11 protein-coding genes and 1 tRNA gene are annotated in these 16,363 nt (G+C 40.2%); 3 read left to right on the top strand and 9 right to left on the bottom strand.

Features of this window, described 5'->3' with window-relative positions; genetic code table 11:
• Nucleotides 1-128: 128 nt before the first annotated feature.
• Nucleotides 129-2,738, top strand: a complete 2,610-nt coding sequence (locus IQ228_RS07660) for a chloride channel protein (RefSeq protein ID WP_228043748.1) — start codon at nt 129-131, stop codon at nt 2,736-2,738.
• 448 nt (nt 2,739-3,186) lie between these two features.
• On the opposite strand, the gene IQ228_RS07655 is transcribed toward IQ228_RS07660, so the two are convergent.
• Entirely contained in the window at nt 3,187-4,437 is a 1,251-nt protein-coding gene (locus IQ228_RS07655; protein WP_193962548.1) for a hypothetical protein, read from the bottom strand.
• Nucleotides 4,438-5,681: 1,244 nt separating this feature from the next.
• Between IQ228_RS07655 and fmt the strand changes: the two genes are divergently transcribed.
• Nucleotides 5,682-6,683, top strand: coding sequence for a methionyl-tRNA formyltransferase (gene fmt, locus IQ228_RS07650; RefSeq protein ID WP_193962547.1), 1,002 nt, complete (start codon nt 5,682-5,684; stop codon nt 6,681-6,683).
• A gap of 141 nt (nt 6,684-6,824) precedes the next feature.
• On the opposite strand, the gene IQ228_RS07645 is transcribed toward fmt, so the two are convergent.
• Nucleotides 6,825-7,175, bottom strand: a complete 351-nt coding sequence (locus IQ228_RS07645) for a DUF6464 family protein (protein ID WP_027402460.1) — start codon at nt 7,173-7,175, stop codon at nt 6,825-6,827.
• A 459-nt stretch (nt 7,176-7,634) separates the two neighbouring features.
• Here IQ228_RS07645 and psaC point away from each other — a divergent pair, with 459 nt between their 5' ends.
• On the top strand, nt 7,635-7,880 hold the full coding sequence (gene psaC / locus IQ228_RS07640) for a photosystem I iron-sulfur center protein PsaC (RefSeq protein WP_015080270.1): 246 nt from the start codon (nt 7,635-7,637) through the stop codon (nt 7,878-7,880).
• Between the two features lie 669 nt (nt 7,881-8,549).
• Here the strand turns inward: psaC and IQ228_RS07635 are convergent.
• The 7 genes from IQ228_RS07635 to IQ228_RS07605 all read right to left on the bottom strand — a co-directional run bounded on the left by IQ228_RS07635 (nt 8,550) and on the right by IQ228_RS07605 (nt 16,141).
• Nucleotides 8,550-8,623: transfer RNA gene (locus IQ228_RS07635), tRNA-Met, on the bottom strand.
• A gap of 146 nt (nt 8,624-8,769) precedes the next feature.
• Nucleotides 8,770-11,127, bottom strand: a complete 2,358-nt coding sequence (locus IQ228_RS07630; protein ID WP_027402459.1) for a peptidoglycan DD-metalloendopeptidase family protein — start codon at nt 11,125-11,127, stop codon at nt 8,770-8,772.
• A gap of 769 nt (nt 11,128-11,896) precedes the next feature.
• Nucleotides 11,897-12,358 (bottom strand): tRNA (cytidine(34)-2'-O)-methyltransferase, encoded by a 462-nt coding sequence (locus IQ228_RS07625; protein ID WP_027402458.1) that lies wholly within the window; start codon nt 12,356-12,358, stop codon nt 11,897-11,899.
• A 197-nt stretch (nt 12,359-12,555) separates the two neighbouring features.
• Entirely contained in the window at nt 12,556-13,695 is a 1,140-nt protein-coding gene (gene gshA, locus IQ228_RS07620; protein ID WP_027402457.1) for a glutamate--cysteine ligase, read from the bottom strand.
• Nucleotides 13,696-14,195: 500 nt separating this feature from the next.
• Complete coding sequence (locus tag IQ228_RS07615) at nt 14,196-15,116, bottom strand: NAD(+) kinase (protein WP_027402456.1); 921 nt, start codon at nt 15,114-15,116, stop codon at nt 14,196-14,198.
• A 6-nt stretch (nt 15,117-15,122) separates the two neighbouring features.
• Nucleotides 15,123-15,428, bottom strand: a complete 306-nt coding sequence (gene nuoK / locus IQ228_RS07610) for an NADH-quinone oxidoreductase subunit NuoK (protein ID WP_015080280.1) — start codon at nt 15,426-15,428, stop codon at nt 15,123-15,125.
• Between the two features lie 95 nt (nt 15,429-15,523).
• Nucleotides 15,524-16,141, bottom strand: a complete 618-nt coding sequence (locus IQ228_RS07605; RefSeq protein WP_027402455.1) for an NADH-quinone oxidoreductase subunit J — start codon at nt 16,139-16,141, stop codon at nt 15,524-15,526.
• Nucleotides 16,142-16,363 lie beyond the last annotated feature (222 nt).

Below are 16,363 nucleotides of genomic sequence, written 5' to 3'. Positions count from 1 at the left end.
TGGCAAGGCAATAGGCAATAGGCAAGAGTGAAGAGGGTTTGGGCGATTTTACGTTTCTTTACACAGTTTGGTTTTATTGTGTTCACCTACTTTAAAATTTAAAGATTAAAAATTTAAACTTAAAATCTATGATTTCCCTGACAATGCTAACCCAGCAGTTTCGGAACTTTTGGCAACCTAGAAAGGGACTAGCCATAGCAGAAGCTTCTGTAATTGGGATAGTAGCCGCCCTATCTGCGGTCTTACTCAAACAAGGTTCAGGGTGGTTGGGAACATGGCGAGTGCATACAACCCATATTTTCCCTGCGTGGATAACTCTGCCAATTATTGGTTTAAGTTTGGGGTTTCTTTCCGGTTGGTTAGTCCAACGATTAGCACCAGAAGCCTCTGGTAGTGGGATTCCCCAAGTCAAAGCCGCTCTGGCAAATGTGCCAATTAAGTTATCATGGAGAGTAGCTTTTGTCAAGTTAATCTCAGCAATTATCGCCTTGGGTTCAGGATTAACCTTGGGTAGACAGGGACCGACAGTTCAAGTTGGTGCGGGGTTAGCGGCGGGTATGAGTCGCTTAGTTCCCACTTCTCCAGATCATCGCCGCCAAATGATTGCCGCGGGGGCGGGGGCTGGTTTAGCAGCGGCTTTTAATGCGCCTCTAGCCGGGGTCTTATTTATTATTGAAGAATTATTACAAGATTTATCAGGTTTAACTTTAGGAACGGCAATTATCGCTTCTTTTATTGGTGGCGTGATTTCCCGCTGGTTAGGTGGTGGGAGTTTTCAACTAGACTTAAAACTAATTAATCACTCTAGCAGTTTTTCCCTATTAGAAATTCCGACTTTATTAATTTTAGGAATTTTAGCGGGTTTATTAGCAGCTTTATTTAATCAGGGATTAATTTTTAGTATTCAAGCTTACCGCCGTTTACATATTAGTTTACCTTTGCGGGTAGCAATAGCTGGTTTGGCTTCGGGTTTAATTATGTCTTTGCTGCCAGAAACTTTTCGGGATAATACGGGTTTACGGGAGTTTATGATTGCCAGTGAACCAAATATTCCTTTAGCGGGAATTGCCTTTATTGCCCAATTCATTTTAACATTAATTGCCTTTGGTTCGGGCGCACCTGGGGGATTATTTGCACCCAGTTTAATTTTAGGTTCTTGTTTAGGACATATTATTGGCGTATGTGAATTGCAAGTATTTGGATTTGGTTCACCGACTACCTACGCATTAGCCGGAATGGGGGGATTTTTTAGCGCGGTTTCTAAAGTTCCCATTACTGCAATTGTGATTGTTTTTGAAATGACGACAGATTTTAATTTAGTCTTACCTTTAATGGTGGTATCTGTGACATCTTATCTGGTAGCGGAGAAGGTTGTTCCTGGTTCACTCTATGACAAACTTTTAAAATTAAACGGGATTGTTATTCAAAAAAATAGTCCAACCCAAGGGATATTAACTCAGTTAACTGCTAAGGATGTGATGCAGTGCTTGGTGGAAACTTTAGAAGCAGAAATGACGGGAGATGAAGTGATTAAGGCTTTTTCTCGTTCCCATCATCGCGGTTTTCCTGTAGTAGAAAATAATAAATTAGTCGGCTTAGTTTCCCAAACTGATTTACAGAAGATTCGGAATCATCTTTTGCCCCATGAAACTCTTTTAAAAGAAATTATGACACCTAAGCCGGTGACGGTGACACCAGCAGATAGATTAAGTCATGTTCTCTATTTATTAGATAGATATCAAATTAGTCGTTTACCTGTGGTAGATGGTAAAAAATTAATTGGGATTATTACTCGCGCTGATATTATTCGCGCCGAAGCAGATCATTTGAATGGCGAGAATGGGGTGACAGGTCCCCAAGCAGAACCTTCTTATTTAGTTTACCAAACTCGATCGCCTAGTATTGGCAGAGGGAGATTATTAGTTACCATTGCTAACCCGGAAACCGCCCCCGTATTACTAGAAATGGCTGCCGCTATTGCCCGCGATCGCCATTATGAAATAGAATGTTTACAAATCATCTTAGTATCCCGTCACGTTTCCCCAGGGGAAACCCCAGTCAACACCGCAAGAAGCCGCCGCTTACTCCGACAAGCCGAAAGTTTAGCCAAAAAACTGCACATTCCCATTCATACCCAAATTCGGGTCGCCCATGATGTTGCCCAAGCAATTTTAGAAACCACTAAGGAACGATACATAGATCTAATTTTCATGGGTTGGAAGGGAAATACATCTACCCCCGGCAGGATTTTTGGCAATGTTGTAGATACGGTAATTCGTCAAGCAAATTGTGATGTTGTTTTAGTAAAATTAGGCAATAATTGCCATTCATATCAACAATTTAAACGATGGTTAGTCCCTATGGCTGGGGGACCAAATGCACCCATAGCCATCAAATTATTACCAGCTTTAGTCACTTTGAAAAATGAGATAGAAATTCGCTTAACCCAAGTAGTTAAACCTGGGGAAACTGCACCTGATATGACAGTTTTAGAAGCATCTACCCGGCAATTAATGCGTCACCGTAATTTACAAGGCAATGTTGTTGCTGCATCTTTACAAGCTGAATCTGTCACCACTGGAGTAATTGAGTTGGTGAAAACTGAAGGTTTCGATGTTGTAGTCTTGGGTGCTTCCCGTGAGGGACTATTACAACAAGCCATTCAAGGAAACATTCCCGAAGCGATCGCCTCTGGTGTTGATATTACGGTAATTCTAGTCAGCAGCGCAATTTCTTAACTATGATTTATGTGATTTTAATGAGTTAATAAAAATCATAAAAATCATAAAAACCATAAAAATCATAGTTTAGACACCATTATCGAGCCATTCAAGGAAACATTCCCGAAGCGATCGCCTCTGGTGTTGATATTACGGTAATTTTAGTCAGCAGTGCAATTTCTTAACTATGATTTATGTGATTTTAATGAGTTATTGACCATCTTTGTTCTGACAAAAAATATGCATCAAATTACATCATAAAAATCATAAAAACCATAAAAATCATAGTTTAGACACCATTATCGAGCCATTCAAGGAAACATTCCCGAAGAGATCGCCTCTGGTGTTGATATTACGGTAATTCTAGTCAGCAGCGCAATTTCTTAACTATGATTTATGTGATTTTAATGAGTTAATAAAAATCATAAAAATCATAAAAACCATAAAAATCACAGTTTAGACACCATTATCGAGAAGCAAGCTGTGGATCAGCCCAAATGCTACCTCTTTCACCAAAAGTTACCGCCTGATCCCCTTCTGCTGAAATATCTACAGTTCTACCATCATTAGTCACTTGCAACAAGGGCCAATTTTCCTCCCCTAATTCACCAGCACGGAATAACACATCATTAGGTTGCTTTTTACTCCAACCTAACAAAATAGCTATTTTTTCGTGATCATCTTGCGATTGCACAGGACTAACTACATTGAGATGATTTTGTTGACGATTCCAAATTACAGCCTGATCTGTGGCATCTGCGGTATTAAAAATAGCCACAAATTTACGGGCTAAAAAGCGATCGCCTTTTTCAGACCAACTCACAGGCACTAATACACCCATATTTCCATCACGATCCGTTTCTACTGACAAACTAGCCTGTCTCTTTAACAGCGGATCAATTACCAAGTTCGTTGATGTCATCACCCGTAACCGCTTGGTTTGTCTATCTTCCACAAACAACACACTATTAACTCGGCTATTGTGCATTTCCGGTTTTACTTGCATTTGCACCCGACTATAAATCGCATACTTGCCATCAGGAGAAACTACAGGAATACTCCGATAGTAGCGGACACCAGAACCACCTTTTCCCCCAACCGCTTCTTGAGTAGCCAAAATCCATTGCCAAGGGATAGGGTGGGGACTACCTATGGGATCAGTTTGTGCTGTCTCTGACTCATTTTGCTGTTCACTAACAGGGATTTCTCCGGTTTTAGGTGTAACTGTTGATGTTGCCAATTCCTTAGATACAGCATTCTCACTGACTGGAGAATTTAAATCAGCTTCTGCTTTTGCGTCTTGTGATTTTTGAATTAAATTAACTTGATTAACCGATGTTGGGTTTAGAAATTGTGCCACATTAACTGATGTTACAGTTTCACTAACAACATTATTCCCCACTTGATAACTTTCTCTTTCTACCCCTGAAGTCACCCCATCTTTCGGTAATGAATGTATCCCTTCACCAACGGATATTTTTCCTGTTTGAGAGTTAACTTGAGCAAATTGTAAATTTAATTGCTTAGTAGCAGAATTTTCTGTCAATTTTGGATGAGATTTGCTAATTCCCGAACTCACAATTGCTGCTTCTAATTGTTTCGCTAAGGTAGCATTAATAGATATTCCCACGAAAGGTGAAATTATAATAACTATGGCAATGTACTTGAGAAATGGTTGAACACGGAACCATCCTGACACCAAAAGGGGTTTAAGCATGATGAGACTCTCTAGGGGGCAGTTGCTAAGTGCGGGCAGTATTTATACAGAAATGGAAAAAAGCTATGACTATATGTATATCAACAAACCAAAAGCTTTTACGAGATAATTTATTCAAATGTTGCATTGCTTTACAAAAGTTTTATTGTCACCATTTACCCCCTCATAATCTTTACATAATATACAATCATGACGGGATAGAAGTTAACAGTAAATTACATCTGTTAACAAATACCATCATTATTGTCAGTTCAAGCAACATCCATATTTAATACCAGTAGAATATAGGTATGTTTATCAGGAGCATAAATTCAAACATTCAGCCGTCAGCACTTGATTAAGAATCGAATTGATCGGCATTCTGAATGTTAATTTACTGATGTCAGTCTCCCCCATTCAAAGCCCCTAAAATCCGGTTTTGGCTGAACACCTACGTGGCTAAAATCTAGAGATGATATTAAAACTTGTCTTAGAGGTTGTTTTAAGTAGTGAGACAGAATTAATTACACAATTTCATTGCGTAAGCGAAGCGTGGCGTTAGCCATATGGAACGAAGTGAAATGAAGCAATTACAAGGGTTGTGATTGCTTCCCTTCGCTCGCAATGACTGTAAATATTTTTTCCAATTACTTAAAAGTCTAAATTCATACTAACTGAGGCGAATATAATTCGTCAAAAAGTTTTCAAACATCCTTTTAAATCAAGTAATTTCCCAATAATATGCTTTGTTTCTGGCTGGATATAATAGCGCAGGACTTACCCGATCAGAACCTATATATTGGCAAATTCAGATTAACTGATGCACGATCAATAGTAAACAAAAACATTAAATTCATACACCAGGACAACAAACTGTAATTTACACTCGTAACCGCTGCGATTAAGCAAACACAGTTTACTTTGAACTTGGGCAATTATCGAATAATTTTGATTTAGTAGAGAAATGACCAACTCTAAAACACAGCCAGACGCACAAAATCCGTCAACAGTAGATGCAAATAATGATAGGCTTCCGAACCGAAAGTATTGCCGAACTAACTACTTGGACTATTGATAGTTTATCGAAGCTGTTTTTACTCAACTAATAATAAACACTATACCATCAAACCATGAAAATTTATTTCCCATAATCAAAAATGCTCAACATAATTTTATTAATATTCAGATGTCGCAGTTGTCAGTGATGATGAACACACTTACCATTAATTAATGACTCATGACTCGTAATTAATGATTAATAACTAATGAAAATAGTATTTTTTGGCACTCCAGATTTTGCGATTCCCACCTTTAAAAAACTCTTAGAAAACAGTGATTTTCAGGTACTTGCTGTAATTACCCAACCAGATAAACGCCGAGAACGTGGGAATAAACTGACACCTTCCCCCGTGAAAACCTTAGCTACAGATCATCATATTCCAGTATGGCAACCGGAAAGACTCAAAAAAGATGTTGAAACCTTAACACGACTCAAGCAGATGGAAGCAGATGTGTTTGTAGTCATTGCTTATGGACAAATTTTGTCTAAGAAAATATTAGATATGCCAAAGCTAGGTTGTGTCAACGTACATGGATCAATTCTCCCTCAATATCGCGGGGCTGCACCAATTCAGTGGAGTATCTACAATGGTGAAAAAGAAACCGGGATTACAACTATGCTTATGGATAAGGGCATGGATACAGGTGATATGCTCCTCAAAGCAACTACACCAATTAATTTACTAGATAATGCTCAGATTTTAGCGGAAAAGTTAGCGATCGCTGGGGCAGATTTACTCATAGAAACCCTATATAAACTAGAACGTCAGGAAATTACACCCATTCCTCAAGACCATACCACAGCCACTTACGCATCTTTGATTCAAAAACCAGACTATGACATAGACTGGGCAAAAAGTGCCATTCAATTACACAATCAAATTCGCGGCTTTTATCCTAACTGTATTGCCAGCTTCCGCAATCAACCATTGAAAATCACTGCTACCGTTCCCATAGAAGCTGCGTATATTCAAGAATTACCAGAGCAGTTACAGGAAAAAATTAACAAAATACCCAACTTATCAACTATATCAGGTCAACCTGGAGAAGTAGTAAATATTACTAAAGGACTAGGAGCAATTGTCCAAACAGGCGCAGGTTTATTACTGCTGCGAGAAGTGCAATTAACAGGTAAACGTCCCCAATCAGGATGGGATTTTGTCAATGGGACTCGATTAACTGTTGGTGAGGTAATGGGTAATTGGTAATTGGTAATTGGTAATTGGTAATTGGTAATTGGTAATTGGTAATTGGTAATTGGTAATTGGTGATTGGGTAACATCGTCTCTCCATCTGTTCCCTGTTCCCTGTTCCCTGTTCCCTGTTCCCTGTTCCCTGTTCCCTGTTCCCTAATTTTCATAGAACCGACAGGATTTACATGGTCCTTCTGGGTTAACAGCACAACGGATAATTTCTGAAAGAGCATTATAGTTACAGGTAGCATCACCGATAACCCAACGTCCCTCTACTAAACTTTTTTCTTCCGGTCTTTGGGCTTTTTGGACATAAATAGCGATATTATGTAAACTATAGCGTCCTCCTCTAAGCTGATATCTATGACAACGCTCTAAAACTGCGTAGGTTTTACCTTCAAAATCAAGATAGTTTCCCGGTTGGGGTGTCCAATCAAGTTGTAACTTACCAAGAGACTGACGCGGATGTGTCAAAATTACCTCAGTGGGTAAAGAATTTAAGTCCATGATCAGTTTATGTGATGTGATTTACTATAGAGTATCGCAATATTTTGACGATATTGTTGCTTCGTTCCCCATTTTTGTAGCAACGTTTGATAAAACGTCTTTACAGGATTATAACGTCATTTAAAAGTTAATATTCCATCACAACTTAACCAGGGTTGATCAATCTATAGAGGATAGATCACAGGTATGATAGATGACCTCCAGAAAACGACTGTTAATTTACACATCTTTACAAATTGCCATGTTTTACAGGGAGTAAGTTGGGTAAACACTAAATGGCGATGTTGCTGATTACAGCTATGTAACAGCAATTTTGGGAGATAAATTAGTTAAGGTGTCTATTACATTGTTTAAAGTTATGTAGCATTTTGCTTACAAGCTATCAAGCTCTGGGGTAAACTATGCCTTGATTATGATTATTTCACCTCAGAAGAACACCCGAAAGGAGCAGTTTTTTCAATGTCTCATACCGTAAAAATCTACGACACCTGCATTGGCTGTACACAATGCGTCCGCGCTTGCCCTACTGACGTACTAGAAATGGTTCCTTGGGATGGCTGTAAGGCTGCTCAAGTGGCTGCTTCTCCCCGCACTGAAGACTGTGTAGGTTGTAAGCGTTGTGAAACTGCTTGCCCCACCGACTTTTTGAGTATTCGCGTTTATTTAGGCGCTGAAACCACTCGCAGCATGGGCTTGGCTTACTAAGAATTCCACCTAAACCTCCAGGAGACCCCCACCAAAACTGTACTCAGTTTGGTGATGGGAGGAATGGAGGGTTAATTGTGAAAAGTCCCTTGAGTAATTTTGTGCGCCACTAGCAACATCCTTGACTACTCGACATCCTGGGTAAGTTTTACCTAAAAATTATATTTGTGTATCAAGGTCTAGTAACTGAGTTTTTGTGCTGACACGGACATAAAGAACTGTGTTCAGATTTAACCTCGGCGACTAACTTTTTATACAAGTCAATCGCTGATGTTCAGAGGGAACAGGGAACGGGCAACAGGAAAAACTCATGTTTAAAAACATGAGATTGAAATAATGACACTGTTTTTTTCGTGCTACGCATCTTTTAAAAACATCCTTTTTTTGACTGAAGCTCTAAACTGGTGCAAATGAATGTTTCTTATTTGCTCCCAGTTAAAAGTTCCCAGTTAAGAGTTCCCTGTTCCCAGTTAAGAGTTCCCTTCTTTTGTAATTTAAGGTTTTACCTGGAGTCAGGGAAAAAATTAAAACCGTCCCTGACACAGCAGCAACGGTTGAGGGATTTTATTGATCAACTTATTGAAGACTTGGACAAACAGTAATATATGGATAGTTATGGGTAGAAATTATCAAGCTGTTTCTACCCCTTATATATCATATTGTTTTTAATGGCTCAGGTCAGATTTGAACTGACGACCCCAGGCTTATGAGTCCCGTACTCTAACCAACTGAGCTACTGAGCCACGTTGTTTTATCAACTTATATTAAGATAGCACACCAATTTGCATTTGACAACTATCAACTTCCAAATTTTTACTTTCAAAATAAAAAGAGGGAGTTCACCCCCCTCAATTAACCCAAGAATCACTAAATCCCCAACCAGCGAGAATTAAATGCGATTGGGTAAGAAAGCGATAGGGTTAACAGCACCCTTGCCAGATGGATGAACTTCAAAGTGACTATGAGGTCCAGTGCTGAAACCGGTGCTACCCATAGCCGCGATTGGCTGACCTTGTTGCACTCGTTGACCAGATTGCACCAAAATTCGGCTGTTATGTCCATAGCGAGTCAGGCTACCATCATCATGACGGATATCCACAACGTTACCGTAACCACCGCTGTTCCAGCCAGCTTTCTCCACTACACCAGCAGATGAAGCATAAATAGGTGTGCCGGTTGAGTTAGCAATATCAATCCCCCTGTGCATTCTTCCCCAGCGCCAGCCATAACCAGATGTTAGAACTCCCTTAGCAGGCCAAATGTAGCCTGTGGTGGAAGAATTAGCTGGGAAACTGGGATTGTCTTCAGTGGTCTGAGGCAAGTGGATATCCACTGCGGCTATAGGTGGTAAAGCGGGAGAAACAGAAGTTCCTCGCAATTTTCCTAAAGAGTCAGAGGCACTAGTACGAGCAGGAGGCACTGTTAACTTAATGCCAGATGATTTGGGGGGAGAATTCCATCTAGCGCCAGTTTTGCTAGGCAGAAATTCTGGGTTAATTGGCTCGTTGGTGGGAGCGGATGCTGTTACCAGAGTCTTAAGTGGTTGATTGCTGTAGCTGGGCAATATTGCTTGAGGTACGGCAATCTGGATGGCATTCGCTTGAGATACTGTGAATTTATTAGATGATTCAATAGCAACAGGTACAGACTGAATATTGTTTTCAGGGGCTGTAACAGCTACACCAGATTGTTGAGCGCGGTATTTATAACGCAATCTCTCAATTTCTGCTTGCAAGCTACGGATACGTTCATTACCTTTGGCTTGAGATACCTTTTGCACGGGTTTTTGTGAACCCTGCTTTTGGGAAAAAGCTCTTGGTAATGGAGCATCACCGCCTAAGCCGTAAGAGTTACTGGGAGTAGGTAAGGCTTTGGGAATAACAATAGGAATAGTCGCCTGCCCTTGGCTATCTGGGACTATTGGTGCAGGAACATTTATTCGGTTAGCAATAGTAGGATAATTAGTCTGTTCTTGCTCTTGTGTCACCACTGGGACTGGGATAGCCACGCTATTGGTAGCCGGAGTTTCAATCCCTTCTACCTGCTCATTTATTTTTGGGGCAGGAATTGTTACACTGGTATTGTTGGCAACAAATGATCTAGGGTTAAAACTAGGGTTATTTAAAGAAGAATTATCTACCTGGCTGGAGGCTTCTAATATCTTGTCGGCAGGAATAATTAACCTTTGATTAATTTGCAGTTGATTAGGATCACTCAGGTTGTTAGTTCTAACTAGCTCAGAAACTGAAGTACCATAACTGTTAGCAATTTCCGCTAAGGTGTCTCCGGGCTTCACTTGATATGTTGAAGCAGACAATTGTGCAACAACTTTTGTTGAGGCTGATGCAGGAACAGGTATTTGCTGTATCGTCGCACTTGTTTCTTTGTTCTGTTTCAACCGATAAATCAGATCGGATTGTTGGAAATCAGTCAAGTTCTGCGATTGTTCTGGTACGGATCTATTAGCTACAGTGGTTGGCTGTGCTTCTTGAATACCAGTTTTTAATAAATCTTGAGTTTGTTCAGACCGTAAGTCTGCCAAACTATTTCTTAAGCGGATTGATTTTTCCTGTAAGCGATTCAGGGCAAATTCCTGCTGTGCTTTTAATTGGGCATCAACATTACCGCCGGCTAACTCGCCTGCTGACAAATTTTGGGTACTGCCAGTAACCTCTTCCACTGTAGACAACTTTGATGCTGTCTCAGGCTGTTGGTTATTTGTTGGTAATGTCGCCTGAATTGGGCTATAGCTTACTCCCGGCGCTAATTGTGAGTGGACAGAATTTCTGTCAACTGATTTGGCTGGGGAAATTACGTTGGATGCAGTGCCTTCGACGGCTGTGCTGTTGGTTGCAATTTGCCATTTAGCTTCAAGCCCAGGTACTTGTGAGACTACTGTTGGTTCCAATATCACTGGATTGCCTAACTCACCTGTGGGTGAGACGGTTGGGGCTTCCAGTTTAGTGGCGGCAAATTTCATCTCAGTCTCAGCAACAGATGGATTTGTTGAAGCTGCTTTTTGACTGCCAACAGGGGCCGCTGCTTGGGCTTGATCGCTTTGTCGAGTCACCAAAAGGCTGGTTGCTCCCATGGATATTGCCAAGCCAATCATGGCTGCCCGATGAGTCCGCGCCCGGCGAGTCATTTTGGGATTGATCTCATAATTTGTTTGCTCTACCGGGGCATCATCGCCGCTGGGGGTATTGTTCAACACAGCCTTATCTCTTTTTTTCAATGCTCGTTTCAAAGACGACCTCCTAATGATCACTAGCGTTTAACTGAATCTTGATTTTTAAGTTTGGATATTAATTCATGATTGATATCACATTAAACCATACATCAAGATCACATTCACCAGAGACACTTACGCAAGATTAACGTGCTTCTCTGATTTAAACAAGTTCCACACTTTTGTAAACTCTAAAGTTTTTGGTGCTGCCTTGTCTAAGTCACTCCTCACAACCTAGAAATTTTTACTGTTGAGAGTCATCCTCAGTCATTTTGCTGCAAAAACACAGAACTAAACAAATATCATAACTTGGTTAGGTTTATTGTCTTCGTTAGCTCATGATCTGGGACAATTTCTACAATAGCAATGATCCCGCTGTAGACGTTTTCAAGATTTTTTGACTAAATCCGTTTTATCAATACGAGATTTTACTTTTATTCTTCCCTAAAAAACAACCGTATACAACATCCACGATTTTTGCATGATTTTGTTGTATTTCTGGATACAATATTGTCCGATTCATTGAGAGTCAAGGTGTTGGGGATTTTCTGTTTTTTTGAGTCATAAGTTGAGAATTAACTAAAATCTATCCTTGTTGGTTAGATCACCCTGAAAGTATCTATACAAATTTCTTATGTCATGTTAGCAGATTTTATCAGTATTTATCATGATTAACTTTTTGCTTATGTATTTTACGCAACATTGTTTTCAAGGGTGTTGGCATGATTGATGCTGATAAATATGTTTCTATCACAGTTAATCCTAAATTTCTGTTGGTGAATATGAATTATTGTAAATAGCCTAACTGACGACGACATTCAAATAAACCTATGGCGACGCTGACTGATAGGTTCAAGCTCCTCACGCCAGGTTCATTCATGGGAATATATAAGGTGGAGTCACAAGTGGAAAGAATGGTGTCTGGTAATCCTGCTGTTTCACTGCCAAAGAGTAGCCAGTCATCCGGTTGAAATTCAAAATTAATGTAGTTAAAATTACCACGAACGCTAAAACCTAAGCATCTACCTCCACGTTGTTTATGTGCGTCTTGAAATGTTTCTATGGAATTATGATAATGGAATTTAACGTAAGGCCAATAATCTAACCCGGCTCGTTTGAGATAGCGATCGCTAATTTCAAATCCTAATGGACCAACTAGATGTAATTCCGTACCTGTAGCAGCACAAGTCCGGGCAATATTGCCAGTATTAGGAGGAATTTGTGGGTTGACTAAAACTATCTGGGGCATCTTTCTCAGCTCTAAATTGTATATTAGGAAATTTCTTACTGTCTAAAAATCTACCAAAATGTAGAGGCGATATATAGTTTTTTTTAATATGTACGAAGTATTGCCCTGTGATTATTTTTTTAAATCATTCAGCAAGAGGAAAGGAGGATCTGAGTGAGGAGAATATTTATCTTTGCCTATTCCCTCTTGCCTCTCCCTTATTGCCTCACAGATGAACATAGCTTGCTTTCTAATTCGGTTTCCCGTTCTTGGGTGGCAATAATAGCTTGAGCAATTACACGCTGAATATCAATGCCTACTTTATGCAGTTGCAACCATTGTTGAGCTTCATTGCCTTCTCGCAGGATTTTTTGCAAGGGGGATAAGAAACAACTAAAGCCCTGTTGTTTGGCGATACTCCAAACTTCTTGATAGATTTGTGCTATCCAATCTCTAGCCAGGATACTGCTACCATCTTGCCATCGCTGTAATCTTGCATCCAGACTGTCAGTGGCGGCAGCCATTTCGTTGCTTCTGGTTAAGGTAATCAGTTCTTCGGGAGAAAACGGGCTTTGAGTTAAAGGATCAATACTGGGGTTGTCAATAATTTGGATTAACCGCGCTTCCAGCATTGCTGTCATCGCTAACAAGGCAATAGGATCTGTCACTAAATCACAAATTCGCAATTCTAACCGATTTAGATCATAAGGTCGGCGATCGCCATTGGGACGTACTGATGTCCACAAATGCCGGACATTTTGCATTGTTCCAGCCGCCAACTGTTCATTTACCCATTGAATATGATCAGCATGACTAGCAAATAAGGGAACATAATCAGGGGTTTGGGGAAATAGTCCCCAGCGAGTGGAATGATAACCTGTGGTTTTACTATCCAGGAAAGGAGAAGAGGCACTCATAGCTAAAAATAGAGGTGCTTCCATTCTGATGACCCGACAGGCACGCATTAATATTTCTGGGTCACTGATACCAATATTGATATGGACGCTGGCTGTAACTACCTTTGTGCCATAGGTTTGTTCAATGTAATCATGATAGGGATTCGTAGGGTCAGAACGCAAAAAGCTTTGGCTTCCTTGCAAAGATAATGTACTACCTGGTATCAAAGTATAATTATCTAAACCTTGGAGATAATTCCGCAACGTCTTTCTGGGTCGTAACAAAGCACACAATAAACTGTCATAATTGATAGATGGTTGAGTTATGTACTCCACATTCCGGCTATCCGGTTCACGCATAAATCCATCTAAATTTGTAACAATCTTGTCCGATAGTCCCACAATGTCACCTTGAGGTGTGCCAGTGTATATCTCAATCTCAAAGCCTTTTAATAAGACCATGTTATTCTCCAAAACTTCTTCTAATGTTCATAAATTGTATCTAATTAGACGATTTTTTGCATTTTTTGTGTACATTGTTTTACCCCTCCCTAACCCTGCCCTTATAAAGGGGAGGGAACTGGATTTTTATTGTTTCCCCCCTTTACAAGGGGTTTAGCAGTGTTGATATGTGTCAACTTAAGCTCAAATCCCTACCACATCTCTTTCCTAGTCTCTGACTAGGAATGCAGTTGATGAGGCTCTGCCTCTAATATCATTGAAGGCAGAGCCTTCTAGAATTCATTCCCAGTCAGAGACTGGGAACGAGACGACTTAAGTTCTTTGCGGGATAGATGTTTTACGTTAAGAATCAAACAATCAAGCCCTTTTGAGTATAATACTTTTCAAACACCCTCTAAGAGTAGACATAAAAAACCCCCAAATAAATTGCAATTGGGGGCGAAAATTGATTGAGAATTACAGGCGTGACGGGGTGAAAGTTTAGAAAATAAACATAAACATCAATTACGGTGATTATTGTTGTAACGAACTCTTGTTCCTGCCCACAGTAACTTCTCCCGCAATGTTTGGTAATATGAATTATTTGCCCGTAAGACAATAAACTTAGCGCGACAATCAGCCATTCGCACATCAACACGATGTCCAGGCCAAATAGAAGTAGATAAAACACCATCCATCCAGAGTTTGGTGCTTAAATCATAATCGCCCAAAGGCCAAATACTAACCACCGAACCGGGGGGTAAAACCAGAGGACGACTAGAAAGACTCATTGGACAAATGGGAGTGATAGTAATTGCTTCCATCCCATCATGGATAATTGGTCCGCTGGCAGAAACAGTATAACCAGTAGAACCTGTGGGAGTAGAGATAATTAACCCATCTCCCACATATTGATCTACTATTTCACCATCAATTTCCATTTCCAGAATTGAGGTAATCATTCTGTCAGCAGAAGCGGGTTTGACACAAAACTCATTTAAAGCCAAGTAACTTTCAGTTACGGGTTCTAAATTTGAGCCAGTTCCTTCATATACCGCTGCTTGTAACATCATCCGCCGTTGGATAGCATAACGATCTTCTAACAGCCTGTCCCAAACTATTTCTGGATCTTGAAACTCATCTACTGACTCGGTTAAAAACCCCAAATGTCCGCCTACATTGACTCCGAGAATGGGAATGCCGGCTGGAGCTAAATGCCTAGCGCCAGTTAAGACAGTACCATCACCACCGAGTACCAAAGCTAAATCAATTGGTTGGTTAGCAGAGGCCAAAAAAACCGGATAGGGGTTATCTTTTGGACCACTAGGTCCCATCAATACTTGGCACTGACGATTTTCTAGTTGTTTAGCACAGAGTTCAGCCCAGCGTTGACTCTGGGGATCTCGGGCTTTATAAGCAATGATTACCTGCTTGAGTTGCACTAACTATTACCACTTCAGAAGATTAAACTGCTCCATATCAACGGTATCGCGGTTGCGATAAATAGTCAGAACGATCGCTAAACCTACTGCTGCTTCTGCTGCTGCTACGGTAATCACGAAAACGGTAAAAACCTGACCCTTAATTAAGGTTGAATCCAGGAAGTTGGAAAATGCCATTAAATTTAGATTAACGGCATTTAGCAATAACTCAATTGACATGAGTACCCGCACTGCGTTCCGACTGGTAATTAAGCCATAAATCCCAATGCAAAACAAAGCTGCGGCTAGTAATAAAAAGTATTGGAGTTGCATGATTGTCAGTTGTCAAGGAATAGGCAAGAGGCAAAAGGCAAGAGTTAAAAGGCAAAAGACAGAAGTTTTTTAACCTTGATATCTCTTTCCAGTTGCTATTCGGCATTTGTAGTGGTGCTACCAGTGGAGATGAGTTCTTTGGGACGTTCTGGTAGGGTTAAAATTGTTTGTTGTAGTTCAGTGGTTGGTACTTGGTCAGGGAGATATTCCCGACGCGCCAAAATAATTGCGCCTACCATCGCTATTAGCAAGAGGACGGAAGCTAATTCAAAGGGTAGCAAAAAGTCGCTGAAGAAATGCTCACCAATGACAACGATGGAATTTTGATTAACTACGGGATTAATTGTATAAGCCCAAGGTGTAGCTAATACCATTGTACTTAAAAGCGCAAATAGTCCAAAACTGACTATAGCTGTAAATACTTTTCTTAATCCAGCACTAGGTAATGGTGAAAAATCCTGTCTTTTGTTTACCAACATAATGGCAAACAGAATTAAAACGTTAATAGCACCAACATAAATTAGGATTTGTGCTGATGCGACAAAATCACCATTTAGCAATAAGTACATTCCCGCTATACTGATGAATACACCTCCCAGCAAAAACGCGGAATAAACAATGTTAGAGAATAACACTACACCGAGTGCTGTCCCAATCATCATTACACCAAGAATGCCAAGTGATACAGACTGTACTCCTTCTGCTAGATTCACTGTTTTTGTCCTTAGTCAGTTGTTAGTTGTTGGTTGTCAGTTGTCAGTTGTCAGTTGTCAGTTGTCAGTTGTCAGTTGTAAATTATCTTTGCTAATGACTAATGACTAATGACTAATGACTAATAACTAATTATTTTTCTGTTTCTACTAGTAGTTCGTCAAATTTATTTTGACGGGTAATAATCGGAAAAAACTTCTCTTCTTCCCTCCCCCACCTCCCCC

It is taken from the genome of Dolichospermum sp. LEGE 00246 (genome assembly GCF_015207865.1).
Taxonomy (GTDB): Bacteria; Cyanobacteriota; Cyanobacteriia; order Cyanobacteriales; family Nostocaceae; genus Dolichospermum; species Dolichospermum heterosporum.
This window is presented reverse-complemented; position numbering and strand designations above follow the sequence as displayed.

What these genes read in the sequence shown, in the direction of transcription:
- nuoK (WP_015080280.1), bottom strand. Translation starts at nt 15,428, where the DNA reads ATGCAACTCCAATACTTTTTATTACTAGCCGCAGCTTTGTTTTGCATT.
- IQ228_RS07655 (WP_193962548.1), bottom strand. Translation starts at nt 4,437, where the DNA reads ATGCTTAAACCCCTTTTGGTGTCAGGATGGTTCCGTGTTCAACCATTT.
- IQ228_RS07645 (WP_027402460.1), bottom strand. Translation starts at nt 7,175, where the DNA reads ATGGACTTAAATTCTTTACCCACTGAGGTAATTTTGACACATCCGCGT.
- IQ228_RS07660 (WP_228043748.1), top strand. Translation starts at nt 129, where the DNA reads ATGATTTCCCTGACAATGCTAACCCAGCAGTTTCGGAACTTTTGGCAA.
- psaC (WP_015080270.1), top strand. Translation starts at nt 7,635, where the DNA reads ATGTCTCATACCGTAAAAATCTACGACACCTGCATTGGCTGTACACAA.
- gshA (WP_027402457.1), bottom strand. Translation starts at nt 13,695, where the DNA reads ATGGTCTTATTAAAAGGCTTTGAGATTGAGATATACACTGGCACACCT.
- IQ228_RS07625 (WP_027402458.1), bottom strand. Translation starts at nt 12,358, where the DNA reads ATGCCCCAGATAGTTTTAGTCAACCCACAAATTCCTCCTAATACTGGC.
- fmt (WP_193962547.1), top strand. Translation starts at nt 5,682, where the DNA reads ATGAAAATAGTATTTTTTGGCACTCCAGATTTTGCGATTCCCACCTTT.